Source organism: Streptomyces sp. NBC_01217 (assembly GCF_035994185.1).
Classification (GTDB): Bacteria; Actinomycetota; Actinomycetes; order Streptomycetales; family Streptomycetaceae; genus Streptomyces.
Map to the genome: position 1 here is coordinate 8,439,470 of NZ_CP108538.1, position 18,080 is coordinate 8,457,549.

The following is an 18,080-nucleotide window of genomic DNA, read 5'->3' on the forward strand; positions in this document are numbered from 1 at the left end:
GCCGGTCAGGCGATGATCGGGACCACGGCCTCGGGCGTCAGCATCCGGAAGGTGAACGACTGATGGAAGTAGAGCCGGATGCTGGTCGCGTCGTGGTCCTGGTAGCCGATCGACAGATCCTGCCCCAGGCTCAGCTCGAAGTCGCCGCCCCGGGTGGAGAGCAGCACACCGCCCGCGACGGCGGGCGCCCACAGGATCTGGTCGTCGAGCAGCCGGGCCAGATGGGTCGCCACCGGATATCCGTGGTCCGAGGTCTCCGTCGCCTCGGTGTAGGCGTCGGCACCCAGCAGCAGCCGGTACGGTCCGTCGACACCGGCCAGCCGCAGCTGGGTCAGCGCCTGGCTGACGGCGGCCGGATAGTCGCGGGCGTCGGCCGGCAGCGGCAGCGGGGTGTGCGAGGAACCGTCCCGGAGCCCGGTGATCCCGGCCGAGGCATACCCGTCGATGATCGCCATGTCCTCGGCGAACGCACAGGTGCGGGCCGCGTCCTTGACGGGCTGCCAGTCGCTGTCGTCGGATCCGCGCTCGACGTCGTCCACGGCCGCCCGGGTCACCGTGAACGGCACCCGCCAGTCGATGACGGGCACCGAGGTGCGGGCCCGGGCGATCACGTCCGGCGTCGGCGGATCGATGTCGCGCAGATGCCCGTCACCGATGGCCGCCAGTTCGGGGCCGTCCGGGCCGGCGACATCGACGACACGGCGGCCCGCCACATGGCGGCTGAAGGTGCGCCGGGCCTCTTCTTCGATCTGGTCCCAGGCGGATTCCGTGACAGGGGCGAGTTCGCGGTGGAGGTTGTTCATCACTGGGCGCTTTCTTGCAGGCTGCCGATGTGCAGCGAGCCATCGCCCGGACCGGCCGGGACCGGGGCCTGTGCCGCCACCGGCGCGGACGCCGGTGCCGGCAGGGCCTCGGCCGCGGTCGCGGCGGGCGAAGGCGGCGGGGCGTCGAAGAAGTCGGCGCTGGGGGTGTAGAAGAGCGTGCCGGTGACCGCGGTCGAGAAGTCGAGGATGCGGTCGTGCGTGGCGGGCGGACTGCCGAGGAACATATTGCGGAGCATCTGCTCGGTCACGCCCGGATCGGCGGCGTAGCCGATGAAGTACGTGCCGAATTCGCCCTGCTCGAAGCTGCCGAACGGCATGTTGGCCCGCAGGATCTCGCGCGATGTGCCGTCCGGTTCGGTGATCGTGTTGAGAGCGACATGGGAGTCGGCGGGCTTGATGTCGTCGGGGAACTCGACATCGTTGAACTTCGTACGGCCGATGACCCGCTCCTGCGCCTCGGTGCTCAGCGCGTTCCAGGACGTGAGGTCGTGTACGTACTTCTGCACGATGACGTAGCTGCCGCCCGCGAACCCCGGGTCCTCGTCGCCGACCAGGGCCGCCGACAGCGCGCCTGCACCCAAGGGGTTCTCGGTGCCGTCGACGAAGCCGAGCAGATCCCGGTGGTCGAAGTAACGGAACCCCTGCGTCTCGTCGACGATCTTCACCGCGCTGCCGAGGCGGTCGAGCAGCTGCGCCGCCCACTCGTAACAGACGTCCATCCGCTCGGCCCGGATGTGGAACAGCAGATCCCCCGGGGTGGCGGGGGCGTGGTGGCGGGGGCCGTGCAGTTCCTGGAACGGGTGAAGCCCCGCCGGCCGCTCCCCGGCGAACAGCCGGTCCCATGCCTCGGAGCCGAAGCCGATCACCGGGGCCAGGTCGGCGCCCGGGAACCGGAATCCGATGGAGCGGGCGATCGCCACCAGATCCGGCAGCACTTCGCGTACGACGGGCTCACCGCCGGACTCGATCGTGGCGACCAGGATCAGGGCGGCGCTGGTCAGCGGCGCGACGACGGGCTGGGCCGCGGCCGGATCCGGCGTTGCGTCGGGCATACGAGGGCTCCATGGGGCGTCAGCGGTGCGGAACGGCAGTGGGCCCACGATCAATGTGACGGCAGCGGGCTCACGGGGGCGGGGCGACAAGAGGGCCCGCTGCTACTTACGCACACGCGCGGCGCCGCCGCACCCCGGGGCACCCGCCCGGGCGACACGGTGCCCGCCGAAGGCGTGCCGCCAGGAGCGTCGGTCGATGGGCGGGTCCTCGGCGTAATCGATCAGCGCTACGCCGGGCAGCCCAGCGGGCCGGACGAGAGGTGTCCCACTCGTCAGCCCGCTGTGACCTCCGAGCGGTCGCCGCCCCAGAGCGTGTGGAAGGAGCCCTCGCGGTCCGTGCGCCGGTAGGTGTGCGCACCGAAGAAGTCGCGCTGCCCCTGGGTGAGGGCCGCGGGCAGCCGGTCCGCGCGCAGCCCGTCGTAGTACGAGAGCGCGGCCGCGAACCCGGGCGTCGGCACCCCCTGCCGCACCGCCTCGGCGACCACCGTGCGCCAGTCGTCCTGCGCCGCCCCGATCTCCTCGGCGAACTGCGCGTCCGAGAGCAGACTCAGCAGGTCGGGGCGGGTGTCGTAGGCCGCCCGGATCCGGTCCAGGAACGCGGCCCGGATGATGCACCCGGCCCGCCAGATCGACGCCACCGCGCCGAGGTCGATGTTCCAGTCGTACGTCTCGCTGCCCGCCCGGATCTGGTGGAACCCCTGCGTGTACGAGACGATCTTGGACGCGTACAGAGCCTGCTCCACCCGGTCCGCGAAGGCGGCCGCCTCCGCCTCGCCGAGGGCCTTGGGCGACGGGCCCGCCAGGTCCTTCGCCGCCTCGCGCAGATCCGCGTGGCCGGACAGCGAGCGGGCGAAGACGGCCTCCGCGATGCCGGAGACGGGCACCCCCAGGTCCAGCGCGATCTGCACGGTCCAGCGGCCCGTGCCCTTCTGCTCGGCACGGTCCTGCACGATGTCGACGAACGGCTTACCGGTGGCCGCGTCCGTGTGGGCGAGGACCTCAGCCGTGATCTCGATCAGGTAGGAGTCGAGGCGGCCGGTGTTCCAGCTGCGGAAGGTCTCGGCGATCTTCGCGGGGGAGTAGCCCGCCACGGTGCGCAGCAGGTCGTACGCCTCCGCGATCAGCTGCATGTCCGCGTACTCGATGCCGTTGTGGACCATCTTCACGAAGTGCCCGGCCCCGTCGGGACCGATGTGGGTGGTGCACGGGGTGCCGTCCTTCGCCTTGGCGGCGATCTTCTCCAGCAGCGGCCCCAGCGACTCGTAGGACCGGGACGAGCCGCCCGGCATGATACTCGGCCCGTTCAGCGCGCCCTCCTCGCCGCCCGAGATGCCGACGCCCACGAAATGAATGCCGTGCTCGCGCAGCTCCTTCTCGCGGCGGCGGGTGTCCTCGAAGTGCGCGTTGCCGCCGTCGATGATGACGTCGCCGTCCTCCAGGAGCGGCGCGAACTCCTGGATCACGGCGTCCGTCGGATCGCCCGCCTTCACCATGATGACCAGCCGGCGCGGACGCTCCAGCGCCGCGACGAACTCCTGCGGCGTGCGCGCGGCCACGAAGGATCCCTCGTCGCCGAATTCTTTGACCAGGGCGTCCGTCTTCGCGGTGGTCCGGTTGTGCACGGCGACGGTGAAGCCGTTGCGGGCGAAGTTACGGGCGAGATTGCGGCCCATGACCGCGAGTCCTGTGACGCCGATCTGCGCAGTGCCGCTCATCTGTCGCTCTGCAATCTGTGTCGGGGATGCCGGAATCTCCAGTATGGATACGGCGAGAGGGGGCGGCCTGTTCAGCGTGGGCCGTACGAGGCCACAGGGGCGCCGCCCCGATTCCGGACCCAGGAAGAGTCGACTGAGCCACATTGGCGACACGATGGCATCACGGACCGCACGCCGTATGCCGACGGACCACTGTCCGGGGTCGACCCCGAGATCGTGGTGACACCACCGCCGGGCCGCGGACGCCACGGGGCAGGGGGGGCTCTCGGTCGATGCCGGGCTCGCACGGGCGGTCGCCATGGCCCCGGAGCCCGGCCCGATCCGAACGAAAGGCCCTGACTCACCTGCCAGGGCGGCAAGTTGCCGGCCTACGGCCTTCGACCGCGACCGAGCCGTGTTCCGGGGTCAGCGGTCGGCGATGTCCTCGCGGAGGCCGTCGGAGAACTCCCACCACGACAGCGGAAGCCAGTCTCCGTTGACGAAGGCATCGACAGTCGCGCCACGACCACGGACCGTCACCGTGGTTCCGGGCGGGTAGGTGGTACCGGACAGACCGGGTACCGGGACGAGTAGGGTCCCGAGCCGTTGTGCTGCCACTTCCCGCCCTCCTTTTCCTTTTCCATTTTCCGGTGCAACACCGGGGCGGATATGGGATGGATATTTCTCCCGAGATTACCGGCTTGTCTGTTGGTGCCGGCCGGAGAATCATGAGAGATGGGTCACGCGAAAACCGTATGTGCTTTGCCGAGCGGAGGAGGCAGCCATGAAGGCCGTCGTGTACAAGGGACCGTTCACCGTGGCGGTCGAAGACGTCGAGAAGCCCAGGATCCAGCACCCGAACGATGTGATCGTACGGATCACATCCACCGCGATCTGCGGCTCCGACCTGCACATGTACGAGGGCCGCACGGCTGCCGAGCCCGGCATCGTCTTCGGCCACGAGAACATGGGAATCATCGAGGAGATCGGCCAGGGCGTCACCCTGCTCAAGGAGGGCGACCGAGTGGTCATGCCCTTCAATGTCGCCTGTGGATTCTGCATCAATTGCGTCGAGGGATTCACCGGATTCTGTCAGACCGTCAATCCCGGTTTCGCCGGCGGTGCTTACGGTTATGTCGCCATGGGGCCCTGGCCGGGCGGCCAGGCGGAATACCTGCGCGTGCCCTACGCCGACTTCAACTGCCTGAAGCTGCCGCCGGGGAACGAGCACGAGACCGACTTCATGCTGCTTGCCGACATCTTCCCCACCGGCTATCACGGCTGTGAACTCGCCGACGTCCGCCCGGGCGAGAGCGTCGCCGTGTACGGCGGCGGGCCGGTCGGGCTCATGTCCGCCTACTCGGCCCTGCTGCGCGGCGCGAAGAAGGTGTTCGTCGTGGACCGGGTCCCCGAGCGGCTGGAGAAGGCCCGGGAGATCGGCGCGATTCCGATCAACTTCGCCGAGGGCGATCCCGTGCAGCAGATCAAGGACCGGACCGAGGGCATCGGCACGGACAAGGGCGTGGACGCCGTCGGCTACCAGGCGACGGCGCAGGGCACGGACCGCGAGGAACCGGCGACCGTCCTGAACTCGCTCGTCGACACGGTCCGCGCCACCGGAGCGCTCGGCGTGCCGGGCCTCTACGTCCCGTCCGACCCCGGAGGCCCCGACGAGCAGGCCAAGCACGGCATGCTCCTCGTCTCGATCGGCAAGCTCTTCGAAAAGGGCCTGCGGATGGGTACGGGGCAGTGCAACGTGAAGCGCTACAACCGGTACCTGCGCGACATGATCATCGAGGGCCGGGCGACGCCGAGCTTCGTCGTCTCGCATGAACTGCCCCTGGACCAGGCGTCGTCGGCGTACGACAAGTTCGACAAGCGGATCGAGGGCTACACCAAGGTCGTGCTGCATCCGTGAGGAAGCGTCCGTCACATCAACGGACGGCTCTCCTTGGCGTCGGGGCGGGTCCGCACGACGCGCGGACCCGCAACTCCGGAAGCAGCTCAAGGTGTTGGCGGGGTGCCGGGGTCCGTTCCGATCCGCGCTCGTCGAGCCGCTGCAGCAGCAGCTTCGCGGCCAGCTCGCCCACCGCCCGCTTCGGCGGTGCGACGGCCGTCAGCGGCACCTCCGCCAGACCCGCCACCTCGTCGTCGTACGCGATCAGCGCCAGATCACCCGGCACGCTGACGCCCCGCGCCCGCAGCCCGGGCACCAGCACGATCGCGTCCTCGTCGCTGTGGACGAGGGCGGCCGTCACACCCTCCTCCCGGACGGCCCGCACCAGCCGGCCGACCGTTCCCTCGTACTCGCCATGGGCGCGGACCACCGGGGATCCCGTCACGGGCGCGAGCCCCAGCGACTGCGACGCGGCCAGATATCCCGCGGTGATCTGCGCGGCGTGCGGCCCCTCCTGGAGCACCGCGATGATCGACCGATGGCCCAGTTCCGCCAGATGACCGACCGCCACCGCGGCGCCGTGCGCCCGGTCGGTACGTACCCGGTCCAGCCCTGCCGCGGGATTGCCCGCCGGTGCCGAGCGCTCGACGAGCACGGCGGGCACCGGGCACTTGAGCAGCCACCTCTCCTGCCCGTCGGCGGGCACCCCGCCGAACCAGCTGGGCGCGACGAGCAGCCCCTCGGCCCCGACCGCCAGCAGATGCTCCGCCCGCACCGGGTCCTCGGTGTCGACGTACCCCGACATGCCCAGGACCAGCCTGCCGCCCCGGGACTCCACGGCCTCACGGGCCCCGCGCACGATGTCCGCGAAGATGAAGTTGGTGGTCGGCACGATCATTCCGATCACGGCCCTTTCGGCGGGCGCCGGTTTCACCGGAGCCCCGGCGGTCCGCTCGCCCGGCCAGGCCACCGCGCCGTGCAGCCGCCGCACCCGTCCCTGGGCCGCCAGGATCTCCACGTCACGCCTCAACGTCACTGCGGAGACCCCGATTTCGGCCACGAGCTCGGTGACCCGGAGGCTGCCGCGCTCCCGGACGAGTTCGAGCACCCGCGCGTGGCGCTGGTCGACATGCAGTCGCATCGGGCTTCCCCTTGGCGTGGCGGGCCGGGTGAACGCGGAGCGTGACTCCACGCCGGTCACTGTAGGCCCGCGGTCGATTCGATCGATTGCGTTCAGCGCGATCGCCGGGAGACCGGCGCGGGTCAGCCCTCGCCGTGACCGCGGTAGAGGTCGACTTCGCCGTCGAGTTCGAGGGCGAGCACGGTGGCGTAGGGGTCACAGACACCCGGTGCGTCGATGCGGACCACGCCCGGCACACCGCGGCTGGGGAAGCCGCCGACGACCCGGTGGCCGAGCCGCTCGCCGGTGCCGAGCACGGAGACGCCCTTGACGGTGTTGCGCAGGCCGCGGAGCTCGACGAAGGCACGGGGCGCGTCGAAGCAGACGAGGAAGAGCGTGCGGCGGTCCTTGGAGAGCATCGAGGGACCGTAGTGATGCCCGTACGGGAGACCGCCTTCCGTCGGATACACGGCCTCTTGGTTGCGCCGGATCCAGCGGCCGAGGCCCTCCAGTCGCCGGGCGTGCTCGGACCGGATTCTGCCGTCCTCCTGCGGGCCGGTGTTGAGCAGTAGATTGCCGCCGTGGCCGATGGTCTCGGTGAAGACCCGCACCAGCTCGCGCACCGACTTGTGGTTGACGTCCTGGGGCTGGTACCCCCACATGTCGCCGATGGTGTAGCAGAGTTCCCAGTGGCCGTCCGGGCGCCGGATGGGCACGCCCAGTTCCGCGGTGGCGTAGTCGCCGTGGCCGAGCATGCGGCCGTTGAGCACGGTCCGGGGGCTCAGCCGGAGGATCTCCTCGCGGAGTTCCTTCATCCGCCACTGCCGCTCGTCGCGCTCCCAGGCGCCGTCGAACCACAGAAGATCGGGCCGGTACTCCTGGATCAACTCGCGGATCTGCCCGCGGTGCACGGTCTCCAGGTAGCGTTCCCAGCGCTCCGGGTCCTCCTGGCCGGGCGCCGGCATCGCGCGGCGGTTGTCGACCCAGGGCCTGTGCGGCTGCGCGGGCCGGACGCTGGGGTAGTCGGGATGGCTCCAGTCGTTGTGCGAGAAGTAGAGGCCGACACGCAGGTTCTGACGGCTCAGCGCTTCGGCGAACGGGCCGACCAGATCACGGGCTGCCGGACTGCGCCGGACGACGGACAGGTCCGTCTGCCGGGTGTCCCAGAGCGCGACGCCGTCGTGGTGCTTGGCGGTCAGCACGGCGTACCTGGCACCGGCCCCGGCGAAGAGCTTCGCCCAGTCGTCCGGGTCGTAGCGCGATGCCGTGAAGCCTCCCAACTGCTCCATGTACTCCTGGTGGGAGATGTCTCCGCCGAAGAACGACCAGGACTCCGCGACCCCCTTGACCGCGTAGATCCCCCAGTGGACGAAGATCCCGAGTTTGGCCTCGGGGAACCAGGGCTGCATCGTCACGCCGTACGCTCCAGCTCGTCGCGGTGCACGGGGTGGGCGAACGGCAGCCCGGCCGCGTACCGGGCGATCTCGTCGACCGCCGAGTCGGCCATCCGCTGCACCTCGTTGCCGAAGGAGCCGGCGAAGTGCGGGGTGAGCAGCACATTGGGGAGTTCGTAAAGAGGAGATGATGCGGGCGGCACCTCGGGCTCGGTGACATCGAGCACGGCGTTCAGCCGACCGGACACCAACTCCTCCGTGAGCGCGTCATGTTCGACGAGCGAGCCGCGCGCGGTGTTGATGAGCGTCGCTCCGTCCCGCATGAGGCCGAGCCGGCGGCGGTCGATCATGCGGCGGGTCTCCGGCAGATCGGGGGCGTGCACGCTGATCACATCGGAGCTCGCGCAGAGCTCGTCGAGCCCGACGGTGCGGATGCCGAGCGCGTCGGCATCGGCCACGCCCAGATAGGGATCATGGACGATGACCTTAAGGTCGTACGGGCGCAGGAGTTCGAGCACCCGACGGCCGATGCGCGAGGCGCCGACGATGCCGACGGTCCTGCGGTAGTTCCCGACGTCGGGGAAGGCCTCGCGCCAGTCGTGTTCCCCACGGATCCGGCGGTAGGCCTCGCGCACCTCCAGCAGGCGCTTGTTGGAGAGCAACACCGTGGCCACGGTGAACTCGGCGACGGGCAACGCATTGGCCGCCGCCGCCGAGGAGACGAGTATTCCGCGCTCCCAGCACGCCTCGGTGACATGTGACTTGACCGAGCCGGCCGCATGGACGACGGCCCGCAGCCGGGGCGCCGCGGTCAGAACGTAGTCGTCGACGGGAGGGCAGCCCCAGAAGGTCAAAAGCACCTCGGTGTCGCGCAGGGCCGCGAGCGCGTCGGCCCGGGAGAAGTCGTCGACGATGAGTTCCCGGTCCACCTCCGCCGTCTGCGCGAGCCTGTGGAGCGTGCGTGGACTGAGAAGCGTTGCGGTCACGGAGGGGTCCATCGCCAGCAGGGTGCGCGGGCGTCGGAGCGGCTGCGGACCCGGGAAGGACGACTCGTCGGAGTCCGTGGTCGGGGCGGTCATGCGACGACCCTAGGGATCACTATTTCGATCGTCAAGATCGAATGATCGAAGAAGCGAAAATAGCTCAACCCGATCTTCATGATCGCCGGAGTAGTCTGAGCGGTACGAATGACGTCTCTACCAGCGCAGGAGCCCGGTGTGCGGTACACGGTCGACGAACGCCATGAGCGGATCCTTGAACTGGTCCGTCTCCACGGCAGCCTGAGGGTCACCGACCTCGCACACCATCTGGGCATGTCCACGGTCACCCTGCGCCGCGATGTGGAGGCTCTCGCCGCCGCCGGGCGGCTGGACCGGACGCGGGGTGCGGTCTCATGGCCCGGTGCGTCGGCCGCCGCGTCCGTGCCGGGGCCGCAGCCGATTCCGGAAGCGGGGCCGCAGGGCCTGGCCGCCGGCGCGGGTGTCACCCTCGGCCTGGTGGTTCCGCAGTCTCAGTACTACTTCGGGGAGATCGTCCGAGGTGTGCGGGAGGAGGTCCAGTCGGCCGGCGGCAGGCTCGTGCTCGGCTTCTCGGGCTATGTTCCTGGCCAGGACGAGGAACAGGCGCGCAGGCTCCTGGACTCGGGTGTGGACGGGCTGCTGCTGACTCCCGGGTGGATGCGGGACGGCTCCGAGGAGGACGCCCCCGACCTCGACTTCGGCGTCCCGACCGTCATGCTCGAACGCCGCGCGGCCGCCGGTACGCAGGCCGCCGAGTTCGACTCCGTCTGCTCGGACCACTACGCCGGAGTCGGGCTCGCGGTGCGTCATCTCGTCTCGCTCGGGCACCGCGACATCGCGCTGCTGGCCGGGACCAGCGCGACGGGTGTGCAGGTGCGGGCCGGGTACGAGGCGGCGCTGCGGTCCGCCGGGATCGCCCGGCCCCCGATCGAACCGATCGAGCTGTACGCGGGTGCGCTCGACAGGGACCGCCTGGAGCGGGCGGCGAAGAGGCTGGTCGGGGCCGTCGACGCGGGGAAGGTGAGTGCGGCGGTCGTGCTCAGCGACACGGATGCCATCCTCCTGCTGCAGATCCTGCGCGGCCTCGAACCGCAGCTCCAGGTACCGCAGGACCTGGCCCTCGTCGCGTACGACGACGATGTGGCGGCCCTCTCCGACCTCCCGCTGACGGCGGTCGCACCGCCGAAGTACGAGGTCGGCCGGGAGGCCGTGCAACTGCTTCTCCGGCGCGTACGGGAGCGTCGGCAGGGGAGGCGGACCGATGCGAGACGGCACCTGGCCCTGCTGCCCGAGCTCCGTGTGCGGCAGTCCTGTGGAGTCGAGCTGAAGCGTTAGTTAATTCGATCGAAATGATCGAAGGATCGAAACTTCGATCCTCGCCTCTTGACTGCGATCGGAACGCTCGCCAGTATTCGGAACGTCGCCGCAACGTGGACGACATCCGGAGCGCGCGGCGAGCGGCTCCTGTGCTCCCGTACCCCTCACGCGCCATGCCCCCTGGGCCGACGTGTGCGCCGGGCCGGGCACGCGGAGTACGCCGGACGCATGGAGAGGGGAGCAGCATGTCGGTGGCGGTCAAGGAACCGGAGGCGCGCCGGCGAATACGGACAGCCCTCGGCCGGCCCGCAACGAGCAGTCCGCCCACAGCCGGTCTGTGGACTCGGATACGCAGGGACCGCGCACTCCTGCTGCTGATGGCACCGGGCGTTCTCTTCTTCCTGGTCTTCCAGTATCTGGCTCTGTTCGGGAACGTCATCGCGTTCAAGGACTACATGCCGTTCCTCGGAGTGAAGGACAGCCCGTGGGTCGGCTTCGCCAACTTCCAGGCCCTGTTCGGGGAGCCGGCGTTCTGGCACGCGGCGTCGAACACCGTGGTCATCTCGCTGGCGCAACTCGTCTTCTACTTCCCCGTCCCGCTGGCGCTGGCACTGCTTCTGCACAGCCTGGTCCAGGGGCGGGTGCGCAGGTTCGTACAGAGCGTGGTGTATCTGCCGCACTTCATCTCATGGGTGATCGTGGTCGCTCTCTTCCAGCAGGTGCTGGGGGCGGACGGCGTGCTCAACGGCGCGCTGGGCGGATCCGACGGTCACCTGGTCGACGTCATCGGCAATCCGGACCTGTTCAAGCCCCTGATGGTGCTGGAGCTGATCTGGAAGGAGTGCGGCTGGGGCACCATCATCTTCCTCGCCGCGCTGGCCCAGGTCGACGAGGGCCTGTACGAGGCGGCGGCCCTGGACGGGGCGGGTCCGTGGCGAAGGTTCTGGCACGTGACGCTCCCCGGGCTGCGCGCGGTGATCTTTCTGCTGCTGATCCTCCGGCTCGGCGACATCCTCTCGGTCGGCTTCGAGCAGATCCTGCTGCAGCGTGACGCCTTCGGGCCCGATGTCTCCGAGGTCATCGACACCTACGTCTTCTACCACGGCATCCGCGACCAGAACTGGGGGGTGGCCGCTGCCGCCGCACTGTTCAAGGGCGTGATCGGTGCATGTCTCGTCCTCGCCGCGAACAAGATCGCCCACCGCATGGGTGAGCAGGGGGTGTACCGCTGATGAGTGCTGCTGCCACGGAGCGCCCGGCCTGGATGGAGAGACCGAAGCCGGTCACCCGGGGGGCCAGGGGACTGGCCCTGATCGTTACCGTCCTGGTGGTGCTGGTCCCGTTCTGGGTCGTGGTCGCGACCAGCTTCGCCCCCGACCAGCAGGTGATCGCCAACGGCGGCTACGCGCTCTGGCCGGACGAATGGACCCTCAGGGCGTACGAACTGGTCTTCTCCGGCGGACAGATCCTGCGGGCGCTCGCGGTCTCGGGCCTGATCACCCTGGTCGGTACGGCGTTCAGCCTGGCGTGCACCGTGATGCTGGCGTACGCCCTGGCCCGCCCCGGTGTCGTCGGCGGCAAGCCGGTGATGCTGATGATCCTGTTCACCTTTCTCTTCCCGGCCGGAATGATCCCCAGCTTCCTCGTGGTCAACGGCCTGCATCTGCGCAACACCTACTGGGCACTGTTCCTCCCCGTCCTGATCAGCGCGTTCAACCTCGTGGTGATGCGCGGCTTCTTCCAGGGCATCCCGGCCGAACTCTTCGAGTCGGCCAGGATCGACGGCGCCGGTGAGCTGCGGATCCTGCTGACGATCGTCCTTCCGCTCTCCAAAGCGGTCGTCGCGGTGGTCGGGCTGTTCTACGCGGTGGGCTACTGGAACGACTTCTTCCGGGCGATCCTGTACACCGACCAGTCGACGATGTGGCCTCTGCAGACCTGGATGCGCACCTATGTCGTGCAGAGCCAGAACAGCCTCATCCAGGTCCAGGGCGGCGTCGGCGAGCAGATCCAGTTCGCCCCGCAGACCGTGAACATGGCCGTCGTGGTGCTCGCCACCGTGCCCATCCTCTGCGTGTACCCCTTCATCCAGCGCTACTTCACCAAGGGCGTCCTCACCGGCGCCGTCAAGAGCTGACCGACTCCCGCGCTTCCTCAGCCATCGGCCCACCCCGCCCCTGTCCGGGGCTCCTCATGAAGGATCGGTTCGTCATGTCTTCCGGCATCTCCCGCAGAACTGTCCTGCGCACGATAGGCATCGGCACGGCGCTGGCCGCCACCGGCGCATCACTGTCCGCCTGCTCCGCCTCGGCGGACGGCGGGGCCCTGAGCAACGAGGGGAAGAAGCTGGCACCGTGGCCGGACTACGTCCCGCACCCGGACGCACCGGAGCCGGACCTTGCCCCGAGCGAGAAGGGCGTACAGCCCGGGTACACCGCGTATCCGAGCGAGCTGAAGCAGTCGGTCGCCGAGAAGCCGGGCGACGGCTCCAGGGTGACGGTATGGACGATCACCTGGGGCGCGCCGCCGAAGGCCAAGGAGAAGCACCGGCTTTGGCAGGCGCTGAACAAGCAGCTCGGCGTCGACCTCGACCTCGTCGTGGTGCCGGCCATGGAGAGCCAGCAGAAGTTCGCGACCCTGGTCGCAGGCGGTGAACTGCCGGACATCATCGCCGTCGCGCAGAATCTGCCCGACCCCACCGAGCTGATCGCGGCCAAGTGCCAGGACCTGACCGAATTCCTGTCGGGTGACGCCGTCAGGGAATACCCGAACCTGGCCGCCATCCCCACCTATGCGTGGAAGGCCGCAGGGCACATCGGCGGCAGGCTCTACCGCTTCCCGGTCGAGCGCTCACGCATCGGCCACTCCCTCTACGCCAATGTGGAGCGGTTCAAGCAGGCCGGGATCTGGGTGCCGGAGACGGCCGGGATCGCGGTCGACGATTTCACCGAGGGCCTGGCGCAGATCTCCGGCAGGCAGAAGTGGGCGATGGGCGCGGCCGGCACGGGCGCGTTCGGATACAACACCGTGGCACCCGCGTTCGGGGCACCCAACTGGTGGTCGGTGAAGGACGGCCAGTTCACCGGCGCCGTGGAGTCCGATGAATTCAAGGCCGGTATCGAGCAGCTGGCCAAGTGGCAGAAGGCGGGCGCGTTCCGGGCGGACCCGCTGTCCCACGACGCCACGCTGAGCACCGACTTCCAGACCGGCGTCACCGCGAGCGTGTCGCAGTCCAATGTCTCCTTCACAGGCTTCGAGATCGCTGTGAAGGACGGATTCACACTCGACACGGTCCGCCCCTTCAAGCCGTCGAACGGGGCGCGGCCCGGACACTGGTTCTCGCCGGGCGCCGACTACTTCACCGTGCTGAAGAAGGCCCCGAAGGCGCGCATCAGGCTGCTGCTGCGGGTGATGGACTTCCTGGCCGCACCGTTCGGCACCAAGGAGTGGGAGCTCGTCAACTACGGCGCCGAAGGCACCCACTTCACCCGCGGGGACGACGGCAGCCCGGTCCAGACCCAGCTCGCCCTCGACGGCGACAACAAGGACACCCTGGGCATCGCCTTCATCGCGACCGGCCAGCAGGTGCTCTTCATGCCCGCGGGTGTCACCGGCGGCGCCGATGCCGTCGGACGCCGTCACGCCTTCCAGGCCGAGATCGCCGAGATCGGCATCGCCGACCCGTCGGTGGGGCTGCTGTCCAGGACCTGGCTCGCCAAGTACAACGAGCTGCTGCTTCTTAAGGAGGACGCCATCAAGGCGGTCGTCATGGGCCGCAAGCCCCTCTCGTACCTGGACTCCATGGCGAAGGACTGGAAGGCCAGGGGCGGCGACCGGGCCGCCGACGAATTCTCCAAGGCGTATGCCTCGGCCGAGGCATAGCCGCCCGCATCACTCACACAAAGGAGTCTGAGTGAACACCACAGGATCTGCCTCCCCCCGCATCCTCCACGCCCCGACGGCGCTTGCCGTCGCAGGACTGCTGACTGCCGCACTGCTGTGCGCCCCGGCCGCGGACGCGGCCGGGACTTCCTCCACCGCCCTCGTCGACCCCAGCACCCCGGCGGGTGTACGGCCCAATGGCGGCAGCTCGCACGGCACGCTCGTCTTCAGCGACGAGTTCACGGGAACCTCGCTCGACTCCTCGAAGTGGAGCTCCGTCGATGCCCTGCGCCGAACCGGCACGTACTTCGACGCGTACTGGAAGCCGTCCAACGTCAGGGTCAACCCCAACCCGGACTCGGTCAACGGCGGCAATCTGTGGATCTCGCTCTCCCGGCCGGGCGAGGACCAGTACGCCACGGGTGAGATCGAGGGCCGCGGAAAATTCGACTTCACCTACGGAACCGTGGAATGGCGGGCTCAAATGCCGCCCACCGACGACCACTTCGGCGCGCTGTGGCTGATGCCGACCGGCGGCACGGGCGGCGTGGACGGCACGGCGCGTGACGGCGGCGAGTACGACGTCATCGAGAGCACCCAGAAGGCCGACGCGTACGGCAACACCATCCACTACGACGGCTACGGCGCCGACCACAAGGCGTCCTCCGTCAATGTCAGCGCACCTGGCCTGCACAGCGGTTACCACACCTACGCCATCGAGTGGAAACCGGCTCAGATCATCTACCGCTACGACGGCGGCGTGGTCCACACGATCAACGATCCTGCCCTCATCAGCCAGGTGCCCATGTTCCCGGTCATCTCCCACGAGGCCGCCGAATGGGCGGACGGCAGCATCTACGACGCGCCCCTGGACTACCGCTCCAACATGTACGTCGACTACATCCGCGTCTGGCAGTAGCGCACAGTCCCCACACCCCCCGAGGAAATTCCGCACCGGAGGATCCATGCCCAGATCTGCCTCGCCACGCCTGACCCGCATCTCCATCGTCGGCGCGGCCCTCGCCGGCACCCTCGCCGTGGCCGTGCCCGCACCCTCGTACGCCGCCGGACTCGTCACCAACGGCGACTTCGAGCAGGTCGCCGCCGACGGCAGCATCGTCGGCTGGCCGCAGAGCGAGAACCGGGCCAGTGGCCGCGCCACCATCGTGGACGGCGCGGGCCCCGACGGCAGCCGGGCCCTTGCCCTCGACCTCGGCGACCCGGGTGACAAGGCCGCGGTCGGCCAGGACATCCCCATCGCCGACAGCACCACCCTCCAGGCGTACCGGATCACCTTCGACGAACGCGCCGCCGGCCTCTCCGGCTACGGCGGCGACCTGTGGGCCCGCAACTTCGGCCACGACGCCGTCATCGGCCGGATCACCGGCGACACGGGCTGGCGCAGGGCCAACGCCGTGGTCCTCGCCCGGCCCGGCACCAAGGCCGTCAATCTGCTCCTCGCCCTCGAACAGACCACCGGCCGCATGCTCATCGACAACGTCGAGGTCGAGCGCATCGCGGGCAACGCCGTGGGCGCCAACGTGCAGCCCACCGGCGCCGTGCAGCTCACCTGGCACTTCGCCGCGACCGACGGCACCCCGGCCTCGTACGAGGTGCACCGCTCGACCCGCGCGGACTTCATTCCGAGCGAGAGGACACTGATCCGCGAGGTCCCCGGCGCGTGGACCGCGGAGGACGGTTCGGCCCGGCCCGGCCGGCGCTACACCTACAAGGCCGTCGCCCTCGCCGCGGACGGCACGAAGCTGGCCACCACCGGTCCCGAGACCATCACCACGCCCCCGGCCTTCCTGGACGAGCAGCAGACCGATGTGCTGACGGCGACCGAGCACGGCCGGGCGGTCCGCCTCGCGTGGCGGCTCAAGGCCGGAACCAAGGGCCCGGTGACGCTGTACGCGGGCGGCCCCGAAGTCGCCGAGGGCAAGCTCCACAAGGCCCGCAAGGTCGGTACGTACAGCGGCAACACCACCACCGGCGGCACCACGCTGCCGGACAGGGACCGACGCGGCGCCACCGGGTTCGCGGTCGTCGGACGGGGCGGCAAGGTCCTCGCCACCGCGAGCGCCGCGAGCCTGCAGCACCCGCGGATGGGGGTCAGCGACGACAGGCTCGCCGCGATCCGCGCCGCGATCCAGCAGGACGGCACCCCCAAGTCGACGTACGACAGCATCGTGAACCGGGTCGCCAAGGGCCTGCCGGCCTACAACTACCGCCCGGGCGAGGCGCAGGCGTCCTGGGCCCAGGACGCCGCGGTCCTCTACCAGGTCAGCCAGGACCCGGCCTACGCGCAGACCGCGTACGACGCGCTCATCGAGTCCGGCCGGACCATGCCGTACGTCAACGGCACCTCGGCCGCCGGAGCCGCCGCTCTGGAGACCGCCAACGCCGCCGCGCCCCTGGCCGCCGCATACGACTGGGCCTACCAGGGCTGGACACCCGGCCAGCGCGCCGAGGCACAGAGGGTGCTGCAACGCGTCGCCGCCTATCTGGAGGTTTCGTACCACCCGAACTTCGACCTGCCGACCAAGCAGAGCAACTGGACCGCGGTGGTGCGCGGCGCCGAGCTGTCCCTGCGACTCGCGGTGCGCGGCGACGGCCCGTTCGATCTGCAGGAGTACCGCATTGCGCAGTTGATCGACGCGCTCGGCAGGCACCTGGACACCGCCTATTCCGACGCGGGCTGGGACCAGGAGGGCCTGGACTACTTCGGGTACGGACTCGGCGTCGGAGCGCCCGGTGTCGTCGGCTCCATCGACGCCGGGATCGGGGTGCTCAGGGCGAAGTGGCAGCGGCCCGCATTTGCCGGTCTGGTGATGCACAGCGCCTCGGCGCAGCCCGACGGCGCCCGGCTGCAGTGGGGTGTCGCCTCCGCCACCGGTGCCGTGCCCATCGCGGGCCTGATCTTCACCCAGGTACCCGCGGATCAACGGGCGGCGTGGCTGTGGCAGTACGAGAAGACGGTCGGCGGCGGGGGCGGTGCCTACGGCCTGCTGGACTACCCGTACGGGGTGACCCCGCAGGACCCCGACGAGGGCCCGGCGGCCGTTCGTCAGGCGCTGCTCGACGACCACGGCGGCTCGTACCTCTTCCGCAGCCGCTACCAGGACAGGGACGACGTGCTGGTCGGCGCCCAGAACCGCAACGACAACCACATCGGCTGGGGCGGATTCGACACCTTCGCCCTGTCGCTGGTCGGCCAGGACGTGACCTGGGCCAGGCAGCCCGCCAAGGACTACGCCAAGCGCGAGCTGTTCTCCAAGCCGCTGATCGACGGCTTCCCCGAGAAGCGCAGCACGGACAGCATCGCGGGCAAGGGCGAGACCCTGGAGTCCCGGGCATACGCAGGCCAGGGCGGCGGCTTCGTCTCGCTCGACGGCCACCTCAACTACGAGCTGGCCAAGGCCCACCGCGACCTGGCGGTCGACCTGCGCCCGGTCGGCGGAGCGGACTCCGTCATCGCCGTCCACGACGTGTTCGCGGACTCCGCCTCGCACCGCTACGACTGGCAACTGTCCCCCGAGGCCGGCACGGCGATCACCTTCGGTGCGAGCGAGTCGGGCGTGAAGACCTTCCTCTTCAAGAAGGGGGAGGGGTACCTCAAGGGCTGGGTCCTGGCTCCCGACGGAGCCGAACTCTCCACCGACAAGGGAGCGTTCAAGGTCACCCGCAGCGGCACCGGCGCCGACTTCAAGATCGTTCTGGCCGTGGGCAAGGGCACCCCACCCACGGCCACCACGGTCGGCGACGCACTGACGATCGGTGACACCACCTACGACCTCGGCGCTCTCAAGGGCTTCAGCCCGGCCGGGGGCTGACGAAGCTCCGCGGGAGTCACCGATACCTGACGATCGGCGGCTCCCGCG

General features: G+C 69.6%; 14 protein-coding genes. 7 read left to right on the forward strand and 7 right to left on the reverse strand.

The genetic code is table 11. From position 1 onward, the window contains the following. Window positions 1–5: 5 nt before the first annotated feature. From OG507_RS37670 to OG507_RS37685, 4 genes are all read right to left on the reverse strand, one after another. Window positions 6–803 (reverse strand): family 1 encapsulin nanocompartment shell protein, encoded by a 798-nt coding sequence (locus OG507_RS37670; RefSeq protein WP_327371579.1) that lies wholly within the window; start codon window positions 801–803, stop codon window positions 6–8. Next, the gene (locus tag OG507_RS37675) at window positions 803–1,876 is read right to left on the reverse strand and encodes a Dyp-type peroxidase (RefSeq protein ID WP_327371580.1); all 1,074 of its coding nucleotides are present in this window, start codon (window positions 1,874–1,876) and stop codon (window positions 803–805) included. The genes OG507_RS37670 and OG507_RS37675 overlap by 1 nt, the downstream gene beginning before the upstream one ends. Window positions 1,877–2,148: 272 nt before the next feature. After that, a complete protein-coding gene (gene gndA / locus OG507_RS37680; RefSeq protein WP_327371581.1) occupies window positions 2,149–3,591 on the reverse strand; it encodes an NADP-dependent phosphogluconate dehydrogenase in 1,443 nt (480 codons plus the stop codon). Between the two features lie 405 nt (window positions 3,592–3,996). Beyond that, window positions 3,997–4,188 (reverse strand): hypothetical protein, encoded by a 192-nt coding sequence (locus OG507_RS37685; protein WP_030931808.1) that lies wholly within the window; start codon window positions 4,186–4,188, stop codon window positions 3,997–3,999. Between the two features lie 166 nt (window positions 4,189–4,354). Between OG507_RS37685 and OG507_RS37690 the strand changes: the two genes are divergently transcribed. Beyond that, window positions 4,355–5,488, forward strand: a complete 1,134-nt coding sequence (locus OG507_RS37690) for a glutathione-independent formaldehyde dehydrogenase (RefSeq protein WP_327371582.1) — start codon at window positions 4,355–4,357, stop codon at window positions 5,486–5,488. Between the two features lie 16 nt (window positions 5,489–5,504). Here the strand turns inward: OG507_RS37690 and OG507_RS37695 are convergent, their stop codons facing one another. The 3 genes from OG507_RS37695 to OG507_RS37705 form a co-directional block, all read right to left on the reverse strand. Further along, window positions 5,505–6,608, reverse strand: coding sequence for a substrate-binding domain-containing protein (locus OG507_RS37695; RefSeq protein WP_327371583.1), 1,104 nt, complete (start codon window positions 6,606–6,608; stop codon window positions 5,505–5,507). Window positions 6,609–6,730: 122 nt separating this feature from the next. Further along, window positions 6,731–8,002 (reverse strand): alpha-L-fucosidase, encoded by a 1,272-nt coding sequence (locus OG507_RS37700; protein ID WP_327371584.1) that lies wholly within the window; start codon window positions 8,000–8,002, stop codon window positions 6,731–6,733. After that, window positions 7,999–9,060, reverse strand: a complete 1,062-nt coding sequence (locus OG507_RS37705) for a hydroxyacid dehydrogenase (protein ID WP_327371585.1) — start codon at window positions 9,058–9,060, stop codon at window positions 7,999–8,001. The genes OG507_RS37700 and OG507_RS37705 overlap by 4 nt, the downstream gene beginning before the upstream one ends. A gap of 138 nt (window positions 9,061–9,198) precedes the next feature. On the opposite strand from OG507_RS37705, the gene OG507_RS37710 reads away from it, so the two are divergent. From OG507_RS37710 to OG507_RS37735, 6 genes are all read left to right on the forward strand, one after another. Continuing rightward, window positions 9,199–10,335 carry a substrate-binding domain-containing protein gene (locus OG507_RS37710; RefSeq protein ID WP_327371586.1) on the forward strand — a complete coding sequence of 379 codons (1,137 nt, stop codon included), beginning with the start codon at window positions 9,199–9,201 and terminating at the stop codon, window positions 10,333–10,335. Window positions 10,336–10,562: 227 nt separating this feature from the next. Beyond that, window positions 10,563–11,549: an ABC transporter permease gene (locus OG507_RS37715; RefSeq protein ID WP_327371587.1), complete on the forward strand. Its 987-nt coding sequence runs from the start codon at window positions 10,563–10,565 to the stop codon at window positions 11,547–11,549. Then, window positions 11,549–12,454, forward strand: coding sequence for a carbohydrate ABC transporter permease (locus tag OG507_RS37720; RefSeq protein WP_327371588.1), 906 nt, complete (start codon window positions 11,549–11,551; stop codon window positions 12,452–12,454). The genes OG507_RS37715 and OG507_RS37720 overlap by 1 nt, the downstream gene beginning before the upstream one ends. Before the next feature lie 74 nt (window positions 12,455–12,528). Next, the gene (locus tag OG507_RS37725; protein ID WP_327371589.1) at window positions 12,529–14,199 is read left to right on the forward strand and encodes an extracellular solute-binding protein; all 1,671 of its coding nucleotides are present in this window, start codon (window positions 12,529–12,531) and stop codon (window positions 14,197–14,199) included. A gap of 31 nt (window positions 14,200–14,230) precedes the next feature. Beyond that, entirely contained in the window at window positions 14,231–15,118 is an 888-nt protein-coding gene (locus OG507_RS37730) for a glycoside hydrolase family 16 protein (RefSeq protein ID WP_327371590.1), read from the forward strand. A 46-nt stretch (window positions 15,119–15,164) separates the two neighbouring features. Continuing rightward, window positions 15,165–18,032: a hypothetical protein gene (locus OG507_RS37735; RefSeq protein ID WP_327371591.1), complete on the forward strand. Its 2,868-nt coding sequence runs from the start codon at window positions 15,165–15,167 to the stop codon at window positions 18,030–18,032. Window positions 18,033–18,080: the final 48 nt, after the last annotated feature.

Coding starts and splice junctions, on each gene's coding strand:
- OG507_RS37670 (WP_327371579.1), bottom strand. CDS start 803: ATGAACAACCTCCACCGCGAACTCGCCCCTGTCACGGAATCCGCCTGG.
- OG507_RS37725 (WP_327371589.1), top strand. CDS start 12,529: ATGTCTTCCGGCATCTCCCGCAGAACTGTCCTGCGCACGATAGGCATC.
- OG507_RS37675 (WP_327371580.1), bottom strand. CDS start 1,876: ATGCCCGACGCAACGCCGGATCCGGCCGCGGCCCAGCCCGTCGTCGCG.
- OG507_RS37715 (WP_327371587.1), top strand. CDS start 10,563: ATGTCGGTGGCGGTCAAGGAACCGGAGGCGCGCCGGCGAATACGGACA.
- OG507_RS37720 (WP_327371588.1), top strand. CDS start 11,549: ATGAGTGCTGCTGCCACGGAGCGCCCGGCCTGGATGGAGAGACCGAAG.
- OG507_RS37735 (WP_327371591.1), top strand. CDS start 15,165: ATGCCCAGATCTGCCTCGCCACGCCTGACCCGCATCTCCATCGTCGGC.
- gndA (WP_327371581.1), bottom strand. CDS start 3,591: ATGAGCGGCACTGCGCAGATCGGCGTCACAGGACTCGCGGTCATGGGC.
- OG507_RS37705 (WP_327371585.1), bottom strand. CDS start 9,060: ATGACCGCCCCGACCACGGACTCCGACGAGTCGTCCTTCCCGGGTCCG.
- OG507_RS37690 (WP_327371582.1), top strand. CDS start 4,355: ATGAAGGCCGTCGTGTACAAGGGACCGTTCACCGTGGCGGTCGAAGAC.
- OG507_RS37695 (WP_327371583.1), bottom strand. CDS start 6,608: ATGCGACTGCATGTCGACCAGCGCCACGCGCGGGTGCTCGAACTCGTC.